Here is a 21,327-nt window from a genome sequence, read left to right as displayed (position 1 = left end):
TGAAATGATTAACTATTTATAATAAATGCTTTTCTAGGAAAGCCCTTCAGCTATGTCGATCAGAAGCATTTAAAATTCTGATGTCGTTTCATATTAGATATAGGTCCCCGGGAGCGCGAAAAATTTTCATACTGCCTTTCGTAGCGAAACATTTAAGATCTGAGTGTGCGGAAAATCCAGTTGACCAAAAATAAGATATAGGTTTGATTATAAGGTCGAGTATTTGTTGCATGCTCAATGCGTGGTTACGCAAAAAAATACAAAGCTCAATCGCTTGCGTCGCTCCCCGGTTTTGGTGGAGATGTTGTTGTTTTTATTTGGGCTCTTAAGGAACTTATAGTGGCGTTGGGGAAGCTGCTTCTTTTATAAATGTGGCACTGTCCAGAGTTTACGAGAGGACCGCTTATTGGCGATATTCCGGCGGAGCTAAGCAGTTTCGAGACTTTTTTTGCAGCTATGTTAAGTTTTTTTGATAGTTCCGAAACTCGAATATGGTTGTTGTTGAAGTTTTCCGCTTCTTGCTTGGAGATTAAGTATTGGCCGTGACTGCCTTTGCCATGGCATGTTATGATTCGTTCTCGGATCATAATTTTTATATCGCTTATCGGGATGGATAGTAATTTTGCACATGCCTCGCTAGTGAGGAAGTTGTCAAGGTCCGCTGGTCTAATGTGAGGGGCGTCAAGCCGTTTTCTGCAATGAGCATGATAGGGTTCGGGGTGAGATTTTTTCAATATTTCAGAAAGTGTAAATAATAAATTTTTTTTAACGATTAGCGTTTTTTGAATTGGCTCGTATCTTTTTTCTTGAAAGTGGTTGGATCGTATTGCGTCGTTGATAATCGAGATTGGGGTGTTCCATTCTCGCGCTAAAAATTGGCTGCATACGTAGTAAGTATTGAATGTATCAATATTTTTTCGGGCAAATAATAGCTCTGATCCTTTTTCAATTTGTTTGGTGTAGCATTTTTTCGAACCCAACAGGTTAGTGTTCAGCGCTAAGGCCTTAATCGCTTCCTCCGGAATATCGGTTAGGTAGTTAACCGCTCGGATAGAGAACATCTGCCTATGCCTTTGATTCGAGCTTTTTTGATCTAGGCTGGGGTCAAGTTCTCTGTAATGATCCAAAGTCTTCTTAAGATCTATAGCATCTTTTAGGCTGATTTTAGCTTGGTGGCCGATCCCTTTAAAATAAGAGTGACGATATGTTAATTTGTACCAGGTTCTTCGAGAGACTTTTATGTAGTTCAGTAGCGTCTCTATGCTGAGTGTGATTTGTGCTACAGAGGCTTTCTGTTCAGATGTTGTAGATAGTAGTCTCTGTCGAAGCGTGGTAGCGATAGGTTCGCTGAGCTCAGTGTTGAAGATAGTTAAGATAATATTGATCTCTTCTGCGGAACTGCATGGGAGACAGTCGTGTATTGCGGTTGTCATGCTTTCCACATCCTGATGAATAATAGCTTTGGCCAGCGAGCGCCGCGCAGATTTCACCTTGTCGTCGGTGGTGTGCGTTTCACGCTCTAGAGTCCGAAGCATCCGTTGTATAGATGTTACTTTTTCAACGTTGCCTGATTGAAATAATTGAAGTAAATAGTGGTCGAGCGTCATTTCTGAGTTCGGCACTTTGGGGCTAACCAAGCGTTCGCCGCACTTGCAAAAAATTGTGAGCTGTGTCTGCCATTTGATTGTGGTGTTACAAGTGGGACACCTAAATAGGAATGCACGGTTGTGGAAGGGGCAGTTTGAAAAGAGCCTTATGTCTTTGGGGAATCTTTCATGTTCCTCCTTTAAGCAGTCTGTACAAAGTGCAGTGCCTTCGCATCTCAAATTTGAATACGAGATTTCTACGCCATTTACTAACGCGTTAGAGTGCTCTCGTAGTGGGTGAGTTGATTGGTAGAAATTTAATTTAGTTCGATTGGCGTGGTCTGGTATGCAAGCCTGCAACGCTCTTGATATATTTGAGTTGTCCAGCAAAAAATTACCGTAGGCGGATTGAGACGTCGCCTTGCTAAGGTAGGACAATAAGCCGTAGCATGTTTTGAAGCCGTTGGCTCTGGCTGTGCGCTGAATGGCGCTGATCGGGCTTTCGTCGGGCAAATGGAGTGGAACAAAAGATAGGATGGAAATTTTCATATTACACCTGTTGCCTTTTCGAGCATCAAGCTACTGGAACTATCGAAGGGATTCTCATTTGGAAGTATGCAGTTGTCGTGCCGTGTAATTTCGAAAGCATACGCAAAGTCCTCACGGCGCAGGGTTTCATCTGCGCGGTAGAGTGCGAAGGTAAATGCATTCGATAAATGCAATCTTAAATCCTCCATTATTCCTCCGCAGGCAGCAAATAATGGAAGCGCAATCTCAGGCTCATGCAAATGCACGCCTTTCTTGAGGTGTCCAATTTCATATATTTTTTTGTCCAGGCCGCGTAAAACAAGCTGCAAGTCTGAATTTGCATTTGTCAAGTTTAGCTGTAGTGGCGAAAGTTGGGCAAAGAATGGAAATCGGCGGCGAAGCAAGCCTGCATTTGTATAGAAAAAATCCGCAATGTCCGGTGTGCCGAGCACGACGAAAGGAATACCGGTGCGATCGACAAGCCGTGCGATACAGTTCATTACATCAATTCGTGCTTGTTCCGCTTTTTTGTCTGCGAGCATCTGGAACTCATCCAGAAATGCCACCTCTACGTTTTGTTGTTGGATTTGCCGGATAGCACGCTGAGTCAACTCGAATGCATCCCCGGAATAGGCTTCGACCTCCAAAGCTCCCAAGAGGGCTTTGGTGAATGACTTGATTGTCGCTTTGCTGGGGAGGCCACAATACATCGTAGGGCGTTTCCTCCATTCACCCTTTTCATCTTCTCCGGAACTCTCGATAGGGTAGGTTGAGATGATTTGTTGGGCCAGAGTGCTCTTTCCACATCCAGATGGGGCTACGAGCACTACGCAAGACGGAATCCCACGCATCTGTGTAGCCTGAATAGATCGCATGATAGTCATATAGGCAAGGTTATAGGCCTTGTAATTGATGATCTGAGCTTCAAATGTCTTCAGTTGGTGAGTGATATCAATCATTTTTCATAACCTCCGAGATGTCGCCAACAGCGGGGGCCTGGTACATGCCGAAGAATTTCTCGACGTCCTTTGTTGGCGGTGAGGTATTCAGAGTGGGTTCTGGAGAATGCTGAGCGTACGAAGACGGGCGAGACTGATCGATTTTTTCGGCCGTTTGCGCGGCCTTACGGCGCCCACGTTTGTGTTCGAAGTCATAGCGCTCTTGCATCATGCGAGTTCTGTGATCGCGTGCCTCTCTGAAATCGAAAGTTTTGGTCTCAGCGTTTTGCGCTGCATTCAGCAGGAGATGCAAATCCAGCGTGAGGCCGTCCTGATAACTCATTTCACAGCCCTTGGCGTGGAAGACCTTTTCGGGATAATCAGGGTGTGTGACCAACACACACCCCAAGTCACTCTCATCATAAAAAATAGTGAGAAGCTGCCCTTTTCCTCCTAGTTCGTTGAGGTTTTTGAGCTCACCGCAGCTCCATTGAAGGTTTTTATAACGGACTCTGCCCCCAACTAGTTTGGAGCTTGTCTGACTCAGGAAGAGGCGCGACATGTCTTCGGACGCGATTCGTCGTAAAGGTGGTTGCTTGTCTGCTAACTTGGCCCACATTTTTTTCGGCGATGTTCCTATTCCCCGATGCCGACGCTTGTGATAGACATTTTCCAACCAATTCTCGAAGCGTTGCTTGATCACTTTAACGGTGTAGATCGCCTTTTTCTCTGAAGGGTAATCGCCACATTCGCCGGGGTTCGAAAAGGTAGTACCGCGCAGGCGGTGGGTGAGCCCAGTGGTCAACGTCTTGAACCATCGCTCCACGTAAGGTTTTTCGTTGGGACGGCGTACGCGGCAGTATGTGATATTGGGTCCGAGCAGAGGGAAGAGTCCGTCGAGCGCGTCTTTCTTGGTGTTTTCCGGACCATTGTCGAGCCGGTACTCTTCACCAATACCCACCCGGTGGATTGAATCCTTCAGCGCACGGATTGTTTTCTGTGCCGAGGGAGGGTTGATCGAGATGTCCCAGCCAATTACTCGTCGGGACGCAACGTCCAGCAGAATGGTGAGAGCGGCTTTGCCAATGGTCTCCCCAGTCTCGTTTACCAGTTCGATGTCCAGGATGTGGGTATCCCCCTCAATACGCTGCAAGAGGCGATACTGATTTCTGAGTTTTACGCTCCAGCGCATGGCCTTGACTGCTGCTGGGCGACCCTTTTGCTTCAGCAGACGGCGGAACTCCCCGTTTTCCTTGATTCGTCGACGGAGCGTGCTGGAGGAGGGGATGACGATCTGGTCGGTCAACGGCCGAAGGGTGTTGTATTTTTCAAGCTGGGATTGGATTGCTCCGACTATATCGCTGACCGATTCAGGCTCTCGTATGTAGTAGTACTTCTCCAGGCAGTCATCAATTGTCTCGCGTGTGATTTCCGGTAGTCGCTCCCACTGATCCTTGTGCAGTTTTTTCAGTGGAATCAGCGCGGTCACGGACTCATTGCGCTCCAGATACCGGTGTACCCAGTTGCGCAGCGTGTTGAAGCATGGTCCGCGAATGTCACCTATCAACACTTTTACTTCGGCGATTAGCGCTTCGCAACCTTTCCTCGGCAATCGACTATTAAATCGTTCGACGGCAGCGCGCACGTATTCAGTGCGGCGATCAAGTGCCGCACGGCTTTCCTCATCAAGGGTCGCCACAATTTGGTGATATCGGCCGGAGAAGGGGGCCTCACGTACCTGAACAAACCGTTTGCGTTTAGCCGCTTGCTCCAGGCGTTCGAGCGTCTGCACGCGGATATCCGATGGATGTGTGGTGCTGTGCAGCTCAACGAATCCACGCGATACACCTGCGATCACATAGACATGCCCGTTGTAGCGATATTCTTCGCCTGCGATGAGCGCAAGCTCACCCGCTTCACGGTTCATGGCCGTACCTCGGGCAAGGCAATGCGCGTCGTACGGGTAATAGGAAGACGCAGGTCAGCAATCGCATTGCCGTAGAACAACTGGTATGCAATGTCGCTGAAATCCGTACCGGTGTTCAGGAGATCCTGAATTGTGCAGCCGTCGCGATGCTTAAGGGCTACCTGCACCAGGCTGGAGTCGTGTTCCTTGGAGCTGAATGAATAGCTGTAAAGGTAGCGCCATTGCAGCAGTTCACAGTAGCTGATGTTTGCGCTGGGTTGACAGGGATAGAAGAGATAGCCCATCTCACCAAACCAGTCTTCATGACGAACTAGTTCGTCCTCACACCCATCCGACATAAACCGGCTGGTTTCAAAAAAAATCAGCCCCACTTCATCACCATAAGCGCACACGGATGGGGTGTACCGAAATCTTCGGCTCGGCTGAACCAGGGTGTAAGGGGTCGGTTGGTAGTAACGAATGTCGCGTCTGCGTTCGAGCATGAGGCAGAAGTCGAGCAGGCTGGGTGAAAGTCTGAGGCAGGCGTCATTCTTCCTCGACTGGATCACCACCAACTGCTGAAAAGGTGATCCGCAGCGTCGTGGTTTGATCGGACGCACTTCCACGTCGCGTACTGACTCGGGTTGTCGAAAGAACAGTTCGGTCTTCATCGTTTGAACCTCGTCGAGGAAATGAGGACGTCAGCGATAAACGCTTCGCTTGGTTTCGTTGCCACTTCTGTCAATCTAAGAGTGTTGAAACAGGACTAGCGCAGTGAACTGTGTGCTTGTCCTGAGTCATGTCAACAGGGCTGAATGCAGCAGATGGCTGCATGGCCGTTTAAACGACGCGACCTAATCGGAACAGCCGCAACGTCGGTCCCATTTCGCCATATCAATTGCCCTGACTTTCAGTGAGCACAGCGCACATCATCGGTAAGTCGGTTTTGTTTGAACCGGACCTGCCACTTCACATACCTGCCCACCTGCAGCAGTCGCAAGGGGCAGGCAGTTATGTGGCGGCTACTGTTCAAGCTCCGGCGACAACTGTTCTGCCGGGTGGAGTGTCTGCTGATCAAGCGGCTTGCGACTCACACCTGCGAACTCCTTGACGATCGAGCGCCTGGAAGCGAGCCCATCGGACAGTGCACGGGTTAGGTACTCGTCGATGAACAAGGACATTGTCTTTTGAGACGGAATTTTCAGATGGTCATCACTCCGTCGAGAAAGATTCATAATCTGAATTTCCGACTGCATCTGCCTGCTCGCTTCAACCTTTTTCATGCCTGCACCGAAATACATCGATTCGGCGTAAAAGCCAACCAGACGTTGAATTGCGGATGGCTGCTGCGTAAGTGACGCATTGGACTTATGCAGAACGTGGGTTTGGACGGGCTCTTCGCGAACCTTTGCTTTCGCTGCCACCGGCCGCAACCAGACGCAGCCATTGTGAATAGCCGACACTTCGTGGCGGACACCATGGTATTGGTACCAGTGTCTGAGATGGCACCGGCTGGAGTTGCTGTTAAATCCGCTAAGGGGCTTCGCCAGAATTTCCGGCGACCTGATCGTTGCCTCGGCCAGCGTTCCACCACAGGAGAGACATTGGTCAATTGGATGGTCGTGTTGCAGATCCCATGCCGTCGAGATGAAACAGCGCAGGCCAGGAATGCCATTAGCTTTTTCCAGATTTGACGTGATCTGTCGGGTCTCGATGAGAATGGTGGCAGATCGGTTGTGTTTGCGACCGTAATTCAAACTCATGATGCGAGGACTCCTTAAATGAGAGGGCCTACTCATGCTCTCGGCTGATAAAAGCGCAGCCGTCGCGATGATGTCCCGCAGCACACCCATCGGGCGTGCCGTGTTGCGATCGTGTAGGGTCAGGCCCATTACGCCGATCATTGCCGGGTGTCAGGCAATGCGCTCACCCGATGTTTGCTTCTCATTGCCATGTTCGTTTTCGAACCTCAGGTGCCATCATTGGCCGGGATAGGGAAGGTATGCTTGTCAAACAGGTACAGGGTGAGCGCGACTGTCATCGGGACGATTTGAAGTCGTTACCACTGTCGCCTCCCGATATACGAACCAGATAACGCCGTATTGCAACTGCTGCCGAGGTCAATAGACGTCGCAGCAAGTACACTGCCATTACCGTCCTACTACTCATCTGCATTTTCCACGGTGTAGCGCTGGCAACCCGTTCAGGTTGTACGGAGAGATTATTTGCTGTTGTGTGCCAGTAAGAAATGGATACAACGAACCGCAACAAACAAAAATATATAGCGATTATCCGATAGGATACGCCGGAATGTACTTGGTTTTTTTCATTTTCGCAGTTTATAACTAATATTTAACGGAATTGAGCCATCTGTGCTTCTGTGAATCCAACGCCACTATTTTGCTTCCATCAAATTTTATTGATGCAGCGCAGGCTATGATGTTCGATAAAACGAACACGGAGGAAGGTTAAAAATGACCAGCCTCGAACATTGCCTTGCTCATAAGCTGAGGGCGATTGTTTTTATCAATCACCTCATCCTGTTGGCTAACTGTGGGTGGCGCCCGACCGATCTGGAGCGGTGGGGTGAAGCCTTCGAAGTGCGGGCGGGACTCGTTCGGCCTGGGGGTGGGTTTACAAACAAGTGGAAGAGATACCTTCTTGGCGTTATGCCGGAACCAAAGTTGCAGGCTGCCTTGATCGCAGCGTTTCCAATGCTGCAGCAGGTGTTGGACAACCCGCTCTGGGAGGTTCTGCAGCTGCTGGAGGTGTCGAGCGATCATGGTCGCACATTGGTCTCGCAGTTCAGGCTAGACGGAAAGCCTCTGCACGGACACCATCGTAAGCGGCTGCAGCGCCGAATATCGACTGCCGATTGGCAGGATTTCGTGTGGTGGTTAGTAATTCTGGCCAGTGATGTTGATAAATACAGTTGGGCGCGCAACTTTGTGCGGGAGCGCTTCATCGTCTATCTCCATTTGATCTGCGTGCAGCCTGAATTTGCCGGCGCCATAAAATGGCTGTACCCGCTGCTAGATCATCATTTCCGTGAAGGGCATCTTGCATTGGTGGCAGGGTGGCCGGTTAGTGTTGAGATTTTTGCAAGGCACTCTCACTTATTGCGTTTCTTGCCGCGTACGGTAATGCAATTGGGTAATATCGAACGTGAAAAATTCGAATTTGGTTTCCTCTGTGCTGATCCGGATGGTGTTGAAGCGATGACCTTCGGCTTCGGCTTTTACTGGGATGTCGATTGGAACAGGAGAGAGTTGACACCCAGGGAACTGCGCTACTTCTATCCAACCCTGCAAATTAGCCTTGAAGGCATTCAAACCGACAGTAAACGACGGCGCCGAACGGCAAGCGAGAAGAGGGCTGCTTGATGAGGCGGGCGCGCTGCGTGCTATTTATTTCGGCGAGATTTCCGGGTGCTTGGGTGCCAGTACCTTGGGGCTGCTAAGCAGTGCTGTATATGGATGGGACCGCGGCACGCACGGAGCTCAATCGGGATCTGTCGGCGCTGATCGAGTCAAGCGCTCCACCAGCATCTGCAGTTGGCTGATCTGGTGTGCCCGGGCCCGCAGCTCACGTTGGGTTTGCCGCAGTTTGAGCAACTGCTGTTTCGTCTTCTCGCGCAAGGCCGTCAGCTTGTGGGCTATGGCCTGCATCTGCCGCAGATCGCGTTGGTGTTCGAGGTCGGCTGCTTGCACCTGCTCCTCGGCCGATTGCAGGGCCTGTTCCAGGCGGCGCGTCTCCTGATGCTGGCGTAGCTGTTCGCCGCTCATCCGCTCCAGATCACGGTACAGCTGGCTTAATTCTTCCTGTTTGCTGAGCAATTGGTCGCGGATTGTCCGTGCTTCACGCTGCAATTGCTGGAGTTGCTGATCGTGACGTTGGATTTCCTGTTCGCGCTGCAGTAGGTGCTGTTCCCGATAGTGGTCCAGGGCCTCCTGAGTCAGGCGGTGTTTGCCCTCCAAGGAAACGATCTGCCCCGCCCGGTCCTCCAGCAGGCGCAGTTGTTGCTCACGGGCCTCCTGCAACCGCTGGCGTTCCAGCTCACACGCCTGTAACTGGCCACTCAGGGCCTGTTCGTGGACCAAGCCTGCCTGTCGGGCTTGAACCAGGGCGGCGTGAGTCTGTTGCAAATGCTCCAAATGCGCCGCTTCCACCTCCCGTTGTTGCCGGGCCGCCAGTTGCTGACGGTCAAAGGCCGCTCGATCGGTCGCCAGCGCCTCTTCGGCTCGCTGTTGGATGCGCGCGCCTACACTGGCGATATAGCGACTGAGCTCTTCATCCAGAGGCATCTCCGGCGCTGGCGCTTCGGCTTCCCCAAGCTCCTTAAGGTAGCGCTGGATCGTGGTCTTCGAGCCGGTATTGCCCAGCTCCACGCGCACCGCGTCGATGCTGGGGTGCAGCCCGCGGGCGAGCAGGGCGTTGCGCGCGATCTGGACCACCGCCTTATTGATGCCGCCGCGCGCCATGCCTGTCTCCGACGATTTCGTGGTGTTTTACGCAGTATGGAAGTACAGGTGTACAAATGCCCGGAATACAACGGGCGGGGCGACGAAATAGCTCTGGAGAATGCTGATTTCTCCAGAGTTATGCACCAGTTTTTCGAAATGGGGCTTTTTCGCCGTACGCGAGGAGGGGAATCCCATGACAGACCCAGCGGATCGTTATTTACGGCCCGTACAGCGGGATAGCACCCAGCGGCGCTATCAGGGCGTGCTGAGGTATTTCGAGCAGGGGTGGGGTGCTTGCTTGCCAGCGTCCGGTGACACGGTGGTGCGGTATCTGGTCGAACATGCCGCAACGCTGTCCAGCAACACGTTGGGCCTGCACCTGGCCGCGCTTGCGCAGTGGCATCAACGCCACGGCTTTGACGATCCCACCAAAAACGCCAAGGTGCGCCAAGTGCTGCGGAATATCCGTGCGCAACACCCACGCCTGGTCAAACAGGCCGAGCCTCTGCCGTTGATCGAGTTGGAGCGCTGTGTGAAAGGCCTGCAGGAACTGATCGCCAGTGATCACCCGGTGGCACGCCTGCGTGCTTACCGTGACCAGGCGCTGATTTTGATGGGCTTCTGGCGGGCCTTTCGCGCTGACGAGTTATGTCGACTGCGGGTGGAGCACAATACGTTATGTCAGGGGCAGCAGTTGGAGGTGTTTCTGGGCAGCAGCAAAACTGATCGAGAAAATCGCGGGCAGGTAGTCGTGTTGCCGGCATTGAAGCGTTTGTGTCCGGTGCAGGCCTACGAGGACTGGCTGGCGATCAGCGAACTGCAGGAGGGACCGGTATTTCGTCCGATCAACCAGTGGGGGCAAATCAGCCCCCAGGGGCTCAAGCCCGATGGCGTGACCTATGTGCTGCGGGAGGCGTTTGCTTGCAGCGGTCTGGATGGTGCTGCCTACACCGGGCATTCATTGCGCCGTGGATTTGCGACCTGGGCAAACAATGACAACTGGAGCACCAAGCAACTGATGGACTATGTCGGTTGGCGGGACGTGAAGTCGGCCATGCGTTACATCGATACCACTGCGCCCTTTGGAGACCTGCGCCGTTAGCGGTGTAGGTGGTTACATAACCCTGCGACGCTCGATTATGAGAACTCCGCTGCTAAATAGGCCCGGCAGTGTTTCCAGGCTGCAGCAGCGTGGCCACCGAAATCACCAGGTCATCCAGGGACCAAGGCTTGTGCAGATAATTGTATGAATTGGTAAGTCGCTTGGATCGATCAAATAACCGGAGGTGAGGATGGAGGCGATCCATGGCAGACGACTCTGGATCATCTCAATAAACTCCATACCCTGGATCTGCCCTGGTAGCGCCTGATCCACGATCACAAGCGGGCAGTGAAAAGTATTTTGCAAAAAGTACGTCAGCGCGTCGTCTGCAGTCTCGAACGCCAGAGACTGGGCGCCAATCTCGGACAGAATGTCCGTCATCAGTGATCGAAGGGTTGGATCATCCTCAACAACGATCACCATACCTTCGATCGGCAGCATTCCGTCCCAGTTCACGTTCACACGTCTTGTCCTTCAAGGTCAGGTTTTTTGCCACATCGAAAAGACAGCATAGGACGAAACCCGCATGGGCGAGCCTGGGATTCACAACGAACGGCGCGGTACCATCAGTAAGTGCCAAGTGTAGGTGTCGTCTGCTGAGGCGCGAAGTCGACCCTTTGCAGCCGTTCGAGGTGTCTACGAAACCAGGGGCGATTCAGATCAACCACTCCAGCCCTGGGAATTCTCTGCTCATTCGTGACAACCTAAAGCCCGCCACCTTCCAAGACTCAAGAGAACTCTGAATGTCGCTACCGACCAAAACGCCCATTCGCAACGTTCACATGCGAGCATTAGCTAGCGTCAACGACCAATTGTGCCTCACCCTGTTTATGCACGAAGATGTCGCTGCGCGATGGCAGGAGTTAGCGACGTTGCGCCCGACTGAATTCACGAGCGAAGTGTTCCCTGACAACGAGTTCGCCGAGCGAATACACGTTCCTATGACACGCCTGTTGTCGTTTCGTGATGCTCAACTCAATACATCGCTGGGAGTGAGCTTCGCTTTCGCAGTCGAGCAATTGCTTCTCTTCATCGAGGCTGCTTTACGGCACTGGGGAGATATAGCTGAAACCCCCATTACACTGGCTGATCCCATTGATGAAACGTTGAATCAGCATTTGGTGAAGCATACTGTGCCAATAGAGCCCTCATTACTGAGGACGGTTAAATACCTGAGATTAAGGCGAAACCACGTAATCCACGGGGCGACCGAGCTTTCGAGCGAGTACTCGAAGCTCCTGAAGCACGACGCACCAGGTCTTCAGAGATTCTGGGAGGCACGTTCATCCATCCCCGGCCTGATTTTCGGAGATAAATCTCCAACAACCTTTTCTCCGAGTGAGACGATTACGTTGGTCAAGCTCGTCAGGGTGTGCCTTGAAGAGATTGATACTAGCGTTGCCGGTCAGCTGCGGCCAAATTGGATCTTCAGATCAATCAATGCGGGGCTTTTGAAGGATCGTCATGAACTACGCGTGAGAAATCCGGTGGTGGTGGGCCGAAGAATCCGAAAGATCAAACATCATTCGGGCTCGATGTATGGTCTGCACGTTCAACCTTCAGATATTGCGAGCGCTCTGGGAGAGCCACTCCAATAGATAAGTCAAAACGATGCAAAGGTCTGTCATATAGATTCCGTTGATAGACCGCTTTTGGCCGATTGTGTTGAAAAAGTCTGCCACGGTTCCACGGCACAAAAAGTACGCGCTTGAGATTGAAATCTTTACTTTGAGCAGAGGGTTCCGGGCCTAGATTTCGCGTAGCTGCGCGCAAAAAAGGCATTTTCAGCAGTCAGTACGAGGGCTGCCTGGAAGGACCGACTTTTTCAACACAATCGGCCGATTTCTGCCGGTGCTGAGCGGCAGCTTCACGCCCTGAGGAAGTCAGCCACGATTTGCTTGTAGCGCTTCTGATATACCGCATAGGGGGGCTGCTGTTCCAGCTGTTTTATCTTTTGTTGGTATTCGTCTTTTGTCATGTGGGCTTTAGGTTCTTTAGGTTCTTTAGGACTAGGCCCAAACGCGCACTTGGCTTTGCCATTAGGTGGCTATACTCCTACCGCCACAATCGGGCCCACGAGCCAATATGCATACGGCTGTGCGGTTGAAGCAAACCGGTCTGCGCATCGCACTATATGCGGGAGGCTGAAGTGAACTCGCAGCTTAGATCAATTCTTGTACGCGTCGGCGCGACAATGGCGGGGCTCATCGTTTTCGTCATCGCATTACTGATTATGCTGATTGGTTCAGACGTTTTTACTATTGTTCTGCAGCGTGCCACCCCCCTGGTCGCTATCCTACTTTCGCCAACCAATTGGCCGATTGTTCCTGGTTGGAAGTGGATAGGAGGGATCGTTTTTTGGGCGTACCCAGCTTGCGCAGGAGTCCTCACCATGGCTTTTTTCTGGCGAGGCTGGCCTAACGCATGGAGGCGAGCATTAATCTATTTGTCTTTAATTGTGCTGATTGCGCCTATGAGTTGGATCAACTACTCGGCGTCCGATCAATGGCTTAACGTTTGGGTGCAGGCAGCGCTCAATCTGGGAATGGCAGTATTTTTTCTCACGATTGTCTATAGCCTACGAGAAATTAACTCCAAGGCCCTCGACATGAAGGCAATACAAAGTATCAGCATTCTAATGCTGACATCATTCGGAGTATTCCTTCCACTTTTCTACACCTGTGTATTTTTGGCTTATGCGTCCGGGATGGTCACGCACGATCAGATTCAAAAGATTAATGATCAAGTACCGTTGCTGTTTGCCGGCGGGGCGGGTGCCGTCGTAACGTTCTTGAGTAATCTTGAGAGTCTTAGAGGTAGGCCGGTTCATGATGAGAAGCCCAAATCAGGTAAAGACTGACCTGGGGCGATTGATCAAAAATTCGTCAAGAGCGACCGGCGCATAGTCGATGGCAAACACATAGTTTTCCTCTGGCAACGACAGCTATTGGCCGATTTCTGCCTGTGGCGACCGACCTCTATAGTTCGAAAAGCGACGGTTTAGCATCGACCGTGACTAGGTATGGTCAGACTTCCGTGTGCTCCGCCATTTCCAGAGCATCATCAACTTCGATTCCCAGTTGCCTGACCGTGCTTTCAAGCTTCGTATGACCAAGTAGGAGTTGGAACGTTCTCAGGGTTCTCGTCCTGCGATAGATCAGCGATGCTTAGTTTTCCGGAGCGTGTGAGATGCTTGAGCCTCGCTGCGAAGCGCTTCTGGCCAGATGCCGCGGACGAGACGCTATTGTTTTTAGCTGATGCAGCTTGACGCCCTCATGGAGCTGATCTTGAATCATGTTTGCCGCTGGGTTTCCGTGGTCAGCAGCACTTTCCGACAGACGTACCTGGTACTGCTCGCAGCAATTAGCCAGACCCGCCGTCGGGCTTCTTTAACCGGCTCCTCAGCCGGGAAAAAGGATCTGCCATGTCTAATCTGGTTATTTGCTGCGATGGCACCTGGAACACCCCCGACCAACTGGATCAGGGCGTCCCCGCACCCACCAACGTCGTGCGGTTGTACAATTCTATAGCTGATTTCGACGCCCAGGGCGCAGCGCAAACCTCCTACTATCACCCCGGCGTCGGCACCAATGGCAATTGGTGGGATAAGGCCGTTGGCGGCGGCACAGGTGCCGGCCTTGACGACAACATCATGAGCGCCTACCAGAAGCTCTGTTACTGCTACCAGCCCGGCGATGCCATCTACCTGTTCGGCTTCAGCCGCGGTGCCTACACGGTGCGCAGTCTTGCCGGGTTCATTGGCCGCTGCGGGCTGTTGAAGATCGCCGGGCTACCACCCGCCGATGTCTGGGCGCGCATCCAGACCCTGCTCACCTATGGCTACCGACGTAAAACTGAGCAGCGCCAAGACTGGACCGCTCAAGGCTGGCAGTTCCACAACACGGCAAACGCGTCGATCCCAATCCATTTCATTGGGGTATGGGACACAGTCGGTGCGCTGGGCATCCCCGATGACATGGCATTGCTCAATCTGCTCGACAATCGCCATCACTACACCTTCCACGACACCACGCTGCACCCCTCGGTAAAGCACGCCCGCCACGCGCTGGCGATGGACGAACGCCGTGCCTCGTTCCAGCCGACGCTGTGGAGCGATCCACCGAATGGCACCAAGCTCAAACAAATCTGGTTCCCCGGCGTGCATTCAGACGTCGGCGGTGGCTACCGGGAGTGCGGCCTGGCCAATGGCGCGCTGATGTGGATGCTTGATGAAGCAAGCGCGGCCGGACTGAAATTCGACCCGAATATTGTCGGGCAGATCAAGCCAGACCTCTACGACACCATGCACGACTCGTGTGATGGGGTTTTCAACGTGCTGGCGACTCAGCCGCGGAGCGTGGCCGACATGACCACACAACCGGCGCTGTTCCACAGCTCAGCATTGGACCGGCAGAAAACCCCACCCATCACCCAATCTCCCTACCGCAAAGCGCGCTTACTGGCTCCGCCTATCCCGCTGGTGGTGGACATCTCCGCGCGCTCGCCGTGGAACGAAATCGGTCTGTGGCTTAACGCTGGCACCGCTTATACCTTCTGTGCCAGCGGTGAATGGCTTGACGCCTCGATCGTTTGCGACCCTGCCGGGCCAGTGAGTAACAATTTCCAACCCGGCGAACTGGCATACCTTGCCGGCACTGCGCTGGGGAAACTGGAAACCTGGTACGGAAAGCTATTTAACAACAGCAACGCAAACTTTTATTTCACCCGCCGCCACGAGAACTACCCTTGGTTCAGTCTCGTCGGCGCAATCGCCAACAGCGATGGTGTCGATGCCAAGGGCATTCTGCTGAAACCGGAAACTTTCCTCATCGGCCACGGCTGTACGTATACGCCGAAGCGCTCGGGGTATCTCTATGCCTATGCCAATGACGCGTGGAATTGCTATGGAAATAACAAGGGGCATGTGGCGTTGACGATTCGGTAATTCGCTGAGCAAACCAAACACTCGCGCTTGGCGAAAGAGCTTGACACAGGATTACGAGATATCGATGGCCAAGTAATAAAGTAGTACGATTGAAATCATGCATGTGCATTAATATTGGACTTTGAGCTTTTTTGCTTGATATAAGCGTGTCTATACCGTGTTCGGTGGATCTGAGATGAAAATTGTACATCCGATGTTTTGTGCAGTGATGGAATAGTTAATCTATATCCAAAAGCTAAAAATTCGCAGAGCACTATTATTCTCAGAGCAGGCTCGCACTATAGAATCGAAATGCCCTAGTTATAGGTTTGAGTCATTAGCTTGTTTACTGTGGACCGGCTAAAATCGGCACCTTAACTAACTGTTGGGTATCTCAATCCTTTGACATCTGGCTCGGAGTAAAGCTATGAACGAAAGCGAAAAACAAACGCCTTCCGGCACAGCAGCCACGTCCGCTTCGGCTACAAAAGACCCCTCGAAGACAGTTGCTGCGGTTTGGATTCCAATTATCGTTGCCGTTTCCGTCGCCATCGGTGGTGGTATAGGTTGGATCTACGACAAGAAAGTACAAGCTGCCCATGAGGTAGCAGAGATCCAACAGAAGGTGCAAACTGAGAACCAGCGCCTTATTACTGAATACCTCTCGAAGATTCAGCTAAAGTTAGAGGAAACAAAATCGCTTTCTGAGCAACTTAACCGTGATTACCTTGTGCCCAGCTGGGGAATCTTGGAGTCGTACGTTTTGAAAGCTAGGGAAAATGGCCACGACAAACATGTACTAATGTATGGATTGATTAGCACGCTCGTTCAAAAGGACTCAGAGCTTGTAACTTTGCTTGAGGGCTACGAGCCATATGCCCTTTCGAACGAATTCAAGATGCAAGCTGCCGAATTCAGAGAGCATGCTAGAACATACGTCATTCGCTTTGAAGCGATCCCGAAGACAGTTGTAACCGGCCAGCAATTACCTCCTTGGAAGGTATTTCCCGTTGGCTTTCCTGGTGCTCTCCAGAAAGAAATTGCGGCACGTAAGGCCTTGAGTTCTTCATGAACCGCACACTCCATCATGCCACTAGATTCTATGGCCGCTATGGGTCGGTTTCAGCCGGTCTTGGAAGGCACAAATCGGCCAAAAGGGGTCGCTCACTATCTAAGAAATCCGGGGCGATTCAGACTGCCTTTTCCCGAGCCGACTAGGTACTTCCGACCATCTCTCCACTCGGCAATACGCCCGTATTGTCAAAGCATCGGTGCATGCCATTGGCCTTGATCCAGCTATGGATGCGACTCACACAATGAGGCGAAAGAAAAAGAAAATTTATACAGACTCAGCGCACTACCAAGATTCGCTCATCTAGCTTTCATCCAAGTACGAACCAATAGCTCCTTCGAGCTTTGGTATGGATGATGTGATTCGATAGTTGACATTTTTTAATTATGATTAATTAGCCGACTACTCTATTGGTAGATGCCTTTTGAATTCGTGTTGACCTAGCCTCAGTCGAATAATTGCTCTCACTATAAAGCGGGGCCCATGAATGATTAGCCTAAGTGATTTTCATAAGAAATATCAGATGCTTATCCGGTTTTCCGTAAAGGTTACGGTAGGTTTTGCGATGGTTTTTACTTCTGTTCAGGCATTGGGATCCAGTTCAAGTTGGGGAGGGTGTTTGATTTCTGTTGGTACTGACACCGCGACGAGCCCCGTCACTGAGATGCTAAATCTGCCGGAGAATAAAGAGGAGCTGATCGCTACGTGGAGCGGTTTGTTCCTTTTCGATAATAACCTGAAAAAAATCGACATAGTTAATAGTGAGGCGACTGACGCAGTGAGAGCGATGCAAAATTTGCCCGGCATCCATCAAGTACTTATTGGCGCGATTAATGGTGTATTCCGATATGACGTAAAGCTGCGGAAAGTGTTCAAGGCCGACGGAGAGAGGACAGTACCCGTGATTGGGCTGCACCCTCTGCCTGACGGTAAGGGGGTCCTGATTGGTACCTGGAATGGCCTGTTTTTGTTCGATATAGGGTTGGAAAAGGTGGTGATGGTCGAGGGGGAGAGGACGGGGCCAGTAGTCGGGATGTATAACTTAGCAGGAGGCAATGGCGTACTGATCAGTACTTGGGGGGGGGTGTTCCGGTTTGATCCTGGATCGAAAAAAGTGGTGATAGTTAGCAAAACTAAGGTCGGCAAAGTAGCTGATACTCTTGCCCTGCCAGGAGGCAGCAAATTAGATGATCCCAAAATTCTGCCAGAAGGCGACAAAGCACTCATCGGGGCCGAGAATGGTTTATTTCTCTCCGAAAAAAGCCCTGTAGAAGTAGTTGAGGTCCCAGGGTCCAAGATAAATTCAGTAACCGCGATACATGACCTGCCTGGTGGGCCTGAGGTACTCATCGGCGCTAAGAATGGCGTTTTTTTGTTTAATAAGAATTCATCCACTACAAAGTCTGCTGATGGTGTGTACACCGGATCTGTCTACGATACGCAGGATCTGCCGGAGGGCAAAGGGATAATCATCGCTGCGGCGAACGGCTTTTTCTTGTTTGATAAGGCATTGGGAAAAATCGTTCTGGCTGACGGGGAAAAAATAGGCCATGTGTACGTAATGCACGATCTGCCCGAAACCAATGGAATACTCATCGGTGCGGAAAAAGGGTTATTCCGCTTCGATATCGCATCAACTAAGGTCGTTTCGGTGGGGGGCGCGAATACGGGGACTGTGTACGAAGCGCATGACTTGCCGGGCCGTAACGGATTGTTGATCGGCGCTTCGAACGGGTGGTTTCAGCTCGACACATCATCGCTGGAGGTTGTCCCTGCGGGGGGTGAAAGAACGGGACCTGTGTTTGCGATAGATAAATTGCCTGAAAGCGATACGATGTTAGTCGGGGCGCAGAATGGCCTCTATAAAATCCCTTCTTTGCCGCTGAGTAAAGCTAGCGTTGTACCCATCTCGAAGACTCCGTTCCTTAAGGATGTGGCTCAGGTGGTTAACCTACGTATTTCCCACCCTTGTGCATCTCAGAGTAATGAACTTGGACTGATCCTGTCAGTTTCCCGGAACGGCGTTGAACAGAAGACGGAACAATGGGGTGAGATTAATCGTATTAAGAAGACGGAGATGATGCCTGAATCCGCTGAGGTGACTTCCACTGTGACATTCAAGGAAATCGGTGACTGGCAGCTACAATTGTTTCAGGCTAAAGGAGCAGTGGGAACTCCTGTCCGTATCTCGGTCCGAGGGCAGACATGGATCGAGTATTTTATGTCGGTCTGGCCTCAGTTAATGTTTATGCTCAGCGCGATATACATCATCCTGTTTTTGGCTTTGCTAGCGTTCTCTCATTACTCACTCACCGTGTTTCGCATGCTCACGGACCCAGCGTGGGGCGCAAAACTGTTAACCTGGCCCTTTTTTTTGTTGCGACATGTGCCGGCAATGCAGCGTTGGATGTTGGAGCCCTGGTTTCAGAATGTCCGACGCACATTACTGGCTGCTGAAGCGCCCCCTTTCCTTGATCCACCTGTGCGAAATGCAAAGGGGGAGATGCTGACGTCATCAGCCTTGCTCAGCGAATTAACCTCCAGAAAGCGAGTGTGGTTGCACGGGCGCATTGGAATGGGAAAAAGCGCTATCTTTATGTCGTGGGCGAGGGCCTACTACTGCGACCCGGAAAATACAACGCTCGCGGATATAGTTCGTAAGTATGGTTTTATATTAGTTATGTTGCCAGTCAGGGATTATGCAATGATCCAGCCCCCTGACTCGGGTAATCCTGAAAGTTGGGTAATTGAAGTCATCAGTAGGCGATTCAAGCAATTTGGGCTGCCGCTTGGAGATGCCACTTTACTGACTGCTATGCTACGTGCGGGTCATATTGCTATCGCGCTCGACGGTACAAATGAAGCTGATTGCAATCAGGCGATTACCTCGTTTGGAAGCCAATACCCTCAAGTAAAGATTGTTGCTACTTCGCAATCTGATGCACAAGAGAACTGGTCTACCTGGTATTTACCGAAAACGATTTCTGAACAGCGCACAGGGTTGCTGACGTTATGGTTTAAAAGTATCGAATCCGGCAGGGCGCTGGATGAGCGTCTGGCGTCGGAGGGTAACGTTGAAATCGTGTCAGGCTATGACCTTCGACTCCTGTTTGAACTCATGGAAAGCGATCCCTCTAGGACACCAATACCGGATGGCCGGATCGGACTCTATTGTGCGGTGCTTTCCAAGGCCACACGCGGTGACGGTGATCAGCTTGATCTGGTTCCACTCCGGCAACTAGCGGTGCAAATGATCGTCGAGGGACGCCGTGCATTTTCGGCCGAGGAGGGAGATGCACTTGGCGATGGCGTAACAGATATTCTGTCTAAAGACAGCCCAAGGGCGATACGCAAGGCCAGAAAATCCTGGGAGTTTCGTCATGACCAAATGCGCGCTTTCCTTGCTGCCTGTTCATTGGCGGAGGACTCTCCAACGATGAAACAACTCATTTCTCGCGTAGAAGAAGGCGGAATGTTTCGGTTAAGGAGGGATGACCAGGAGGCTCTTTGGGGATTTCTGGCTGACTTACTCAGCGATAAAAATTTAAGGGCTCTGTGGATTTATGCGCAGAGCGAACCTGAGGAGAGGGGATTGTTGCAGGGCGCTCTTCAGCGCATAGCCGATCAACGTAAAATGCAACTGTCGAGACCGGTAGCAGGCTAAGTGCCGTCTTAGAAATTGGTCTTGATTTTTAATATATTGATTAACAGGTGTTTTATTATAGATTTTTAATTTTGCTCCCTCAATTGTATCCTTGTTTCTGATTGGTAGGCAAGGGAGAATCGAACATTGGAAATGTCCCTGGAAAAGTGCTGGATAATGCTTGGCGACGAGGTCGTTCATCTTATCAATCAAGCTAGGGCGTTTAAAGTTGATGTGTCTGGTGCCTGTCTGGAAGTTGCCTATCTCAATATACTTGTCTTATACAACAGATGAGTGCTGTCTGCTAATCAGTGCATCCAGCCTGACGGAAAGATCGTTGCATGCTCTGGAACCGCTTTACCATTCAGCAGATTCAACATGCGATCCAGATCGGGTAACTGTCTATAATAGAAAAAGACTTTCTATCAGCTTACTTCTAAAGTGTTATGAACCGTTCTGATCGGCTGCATGCCGTGCATTGGTAGCGTCCACTTTTCGCAATGAGACGAGGGCCCACTGCGAGTTAAATTTCTTGGTCCTTCATCCAGATGGCTATCTGTTGACGCTCACTTAAAGCTTGGAGTTCAGCGCGGTCAAACGTTATGCGATAGCCTGAGCAAATGATGTTGCGTAGCGCGAGATCTGAGCATATTAATGTCCGATTTTGGCTGCCCTTGGCGAGAGACAGCTTTTGGTCGATTGCTGCCCGACGAGAAGGGCTGGCCTTCATTAGCCAGTCCCAAGTGATGAGGGATCCGATCATTCAGACCTTAAGAACGCACTTTTGGCAGTTATTTGCCTGTCACGACCGCAGGCAGCTGCCGGAGCGTGTATTAACCCGAGACGCACACAGTCATTTCTGATGCCCATTGAGTCAATTCGATTTCCAGGTGCATCCCATAGAACGCTTCTGTCCGTAGGGTGCCTATCGAGTCGGACTACTTTCAAACGCAAGTTATCGGCGAGGTACTTTATGAGCAACTGCTAGCAAAATTCGCATCTGATTCACTTTCAGCAGATGCACGAAATGGGCGGAGTGGCGGTCTCAAGGAGTAAGTGCAATACCTGATGTAAGGTGTTGCCATGTCTACCCAATACAAACACTTGAGTACCGAGGAACGCGTCACCATTATGGTGATGCTATTTCAACGACAGACACTGCGAG

The 21,327-nt window shown here is 51.3% G+C and carries 15 protein-coding genes and 2 pseudogenes; 8 read left to right on the top strand and 9 right to left on the bottom strand.

Going from position 1 to position 21,327, the window contains the following annotated elements:
- Nucleotides 1-266 precede the first annotated feature (266 nt).
- From CGA21_RS08295 to CGA21_RS08275, 5 genes are all read right to left on the bottom strand, one after another.
- On the bottom strand, nt 267-2,135 hold the full coding sequence (locus CGA21_RS08295) for a TniQ family protein (RefSeq protein ID WP_188263964.1): 1,869 nt from the start codon (nt 2,133-2,135) through the stop codon (nt 267-269).
- Complete coding sequence (locus CGA21_RS08290) at nt 2,132-3,073, bottom strand: TniB family NTP-binding protein (RefSeq protein WP_188263963.1); 942 nt, start codon at nt 3,071-3,073, stop codon at nt 2,132-2,134. Before CGA21_RS08290 ends, CGA21_RS08295 begins: the two co-directional genes overlap by 4 nt.
- Nucleotides 3,066-4,979 (bottom strand): DDE-type integrase/transposase/recombinase, encoded by a 1,914-nt coding sequence (locus CGA21_RS08285; protein ID WP_188263962.1) that lies wholly within the window; start codon nt 4,977-4,979, stop codon nt 3,066-3,068. Before CGA21_RS08285 ends, CGA21_RS08290 begins: the two co-directional genes overlap by 8 nt.
- Nucleotides 4,976-5,629 carry a hypothetical protein gene (locus CGA21_RS08280; protein WP_188263961.1) on the bottom strand — a complete coding sequence of 218 codons (654 nt, stop codon included), beginning with the start codon at nt 5,627-5,629 and terminating at the stop codon, nt 4,976-4,978. The genes CGA21_RS08285 and CGA21_RS08280 overlap by 4 nt, the downstream gene beginning before the upstream one ends.
- 351 nt (nt 5,630-5,980) lie before the next feature.
- Entirely contained in the window at nt 5,981-6,721 is a 741-nt protein-coding gene (locus CGA21_RS08275) for a hypothetical protein (protein WP_188263960.1), read from the bottom strand.
- A 711-nt stretch (nt 6,722-7,432) separates the two neighbouring features.
- On the opposite strand from CGA21_RS08275, the gene CGA21_RS08270 reads away from it, so the two are divergent.
- Entirely contained in the window at nt 7,433-8,341 is a 909-nt protein-coding gene (locus tag CGA21_RS08270) for a hypothetical protein (RefSeq protein WP_188263959.1), read from the top strand.
- A 117-nt stretch (nt 8,342-8,458) separates the two neighbouring features.
- Here CGA21_RS08270 and CGA21_RS08265 read toward each other — a convergent pair whose 3' ends face one another.
- Entirely contained in the window at nt 8,459-9,439 is a 981-nt protein-coding gene (locus CGA21_RS08265) for a DNA-binding protein (protein ID WP_188263958.1), read from the bottom strand.
- 175 nt (nt 9,440-9,614) lie between these two features.
- Between CGA21_RS08265 and CGA21_RS08260 the strand changes: the two genes are divergently transcribed.
- Nucleotides 9,615-10,523 carry a site-specific integrase gene (locus CGA21_RS08260; RefSeq protein ID WP_188263957.1) on the top strand — a complete coding sequence of 303 codons (909 nt, stop codon included), beginning with the start codon at nt 9,615-9,617 and terminating at the stop codon, nt 10,521-10,523.
- Between the two features lie 102 nt (nt 10,524-10,625).
- Here the strand turns inward: CGA21_RS08260 and CGA21_RS08255 are convergent, their stop codons facing one another.
- The gene (locus tag CGA21_RS08255; protein WP_317451687.1) at nt 10,626-10,985 is read right to left on the bottom strand and encodes a response regulator; all 360 of its coding nucleotides are present in this window, start codon (nt 10,983-10,985) and stop codon (nt 10,626-10,628) included.
- A 281-nt stretch (nt 10,986-11,266) separates the two neighbouring features.
- On the opposite strand from CGA21_RS08255, the gene CGA21_RS08250 reads away from it, so the two are divergent.
- Both CGA21_RS08250 and CGA21_RS08245 read left to right on the top strand, forming a co-directional pair.
- Complete coding sequence (locus CGA21_RS08250) at nt 11,267-12,121, top strand: hypothetical protein (RefSeq protein WP_188263956.1); 855 nt, start codon at nt 11,267-11,269, stop codon at nt 12,119-12,121.
- Nucleotides 12,122-12,672: 551 nt separating this feature from the next.
- Entirely contained in the window at nt 12,673-13,383 is a 711-nt protein-coding gene (locus CGA21_RS08245; protein ID WP_188263955.1) for a hypothetical protein, read from the top strand.
- 166 nt (nt 13,384-13,549) lie between these two features.
- On the opposite strand, the pseudogene CGA21_RS29935 reads toward CGA21_RS08245, so the two are convergent.
- Nucleotides 13,550-13,713 (bottom strand): annotated as a pseudogene (locus CGA21_RS29935) (integrase); the annotation flags it as partial.
- A gap of 234 nt (nt 13,714-13,947) precedes the next feature.
- On the opposite strand from CGA21_RS29935, the gene CGA21_RS08240 reads away from it, so the two are divergent.
- The 4 genes and pseudogenes from CGA21_RS08240 to CGA21_RS08225 all read left to right on the top strand — a co-directional run bounded on the left by CGA21_RS08240 (nt 13,948) and on the right by CGA21_RS08225 (nt 20,183).
- Nucleotides 13,948-15,468, top strand: coding sequence for a DUF2235 domain-containing protein (locus CGA21_RS08240; RefSeq protein ID WP_188263954.1), 1,521 nt, complete (start codon nt 13,948-13,950; stop codon nt 15,466-15,468).
- A gap of 406 nt (nt 15,469-15,874) precedes the next feature.
- A complete protein-coding gene (locus CGA21_RS08235; protein ID WP_188263953.1) occupies nt 15,875-16,519 on the top strand; it encodes a hypothetical protein in 645 nt (214 codons plus the stop codon).
- Between the two features lie 121 nt (nt 16,520-16,640).
- Nucleotides 16,641-16,787: pseudogene (locus CGA21_RS08230) on the top strand (integrase); the annotation flags it as partial.
- Between the two features lie 219 nt (nt 16,788-17,006).
- Nucleotides 17,007-20,183: a hypothetical protein gene (locus CGA21_RS08225; RefSeq protein WP_188263952.1), complete on the top strand. Its 3,177-nt coding sequence runs from the start codon at nt 17,007-17,009 to the stop codon at nt 20,181-20,183.
- Here CGA21_RS08225 and CGA21_RS30355 read toward each other — a convergent pair.
- On the bottom strand, nt 20,064-20,426 hold the full coding sequence (locus CGA21_RS30355) for a DUF4942 domain-containing protein (protein ID WP_411157064.1): 363 nt from the start codon (nt 20,424-20,426) through the stop codon (nt 20,064-20,066). The two genes, CGA21_RS08225 and CGA21_RS30355, sit on opposite strands and share 120 nt — an antisense overlap.
- Nucleotides 20,427-21,327 lie beyond the last annotated feature (901 nt).

The sequence above is a fragment of the Pseudomonas sp. PSB11 genome (assembly GCF_014596605.1).
GTDB classification, from domain to species: Bacteria; Pseudomonadota; Gammaproteobacteria; order Pseudomonadales; family Pseudomonadaceae; genus Aquipseudomonas; species Aquipseudomonas umsongensis.
This window is presented reverse-complemented; position numbering and strand designations above follow the sequence as displayed.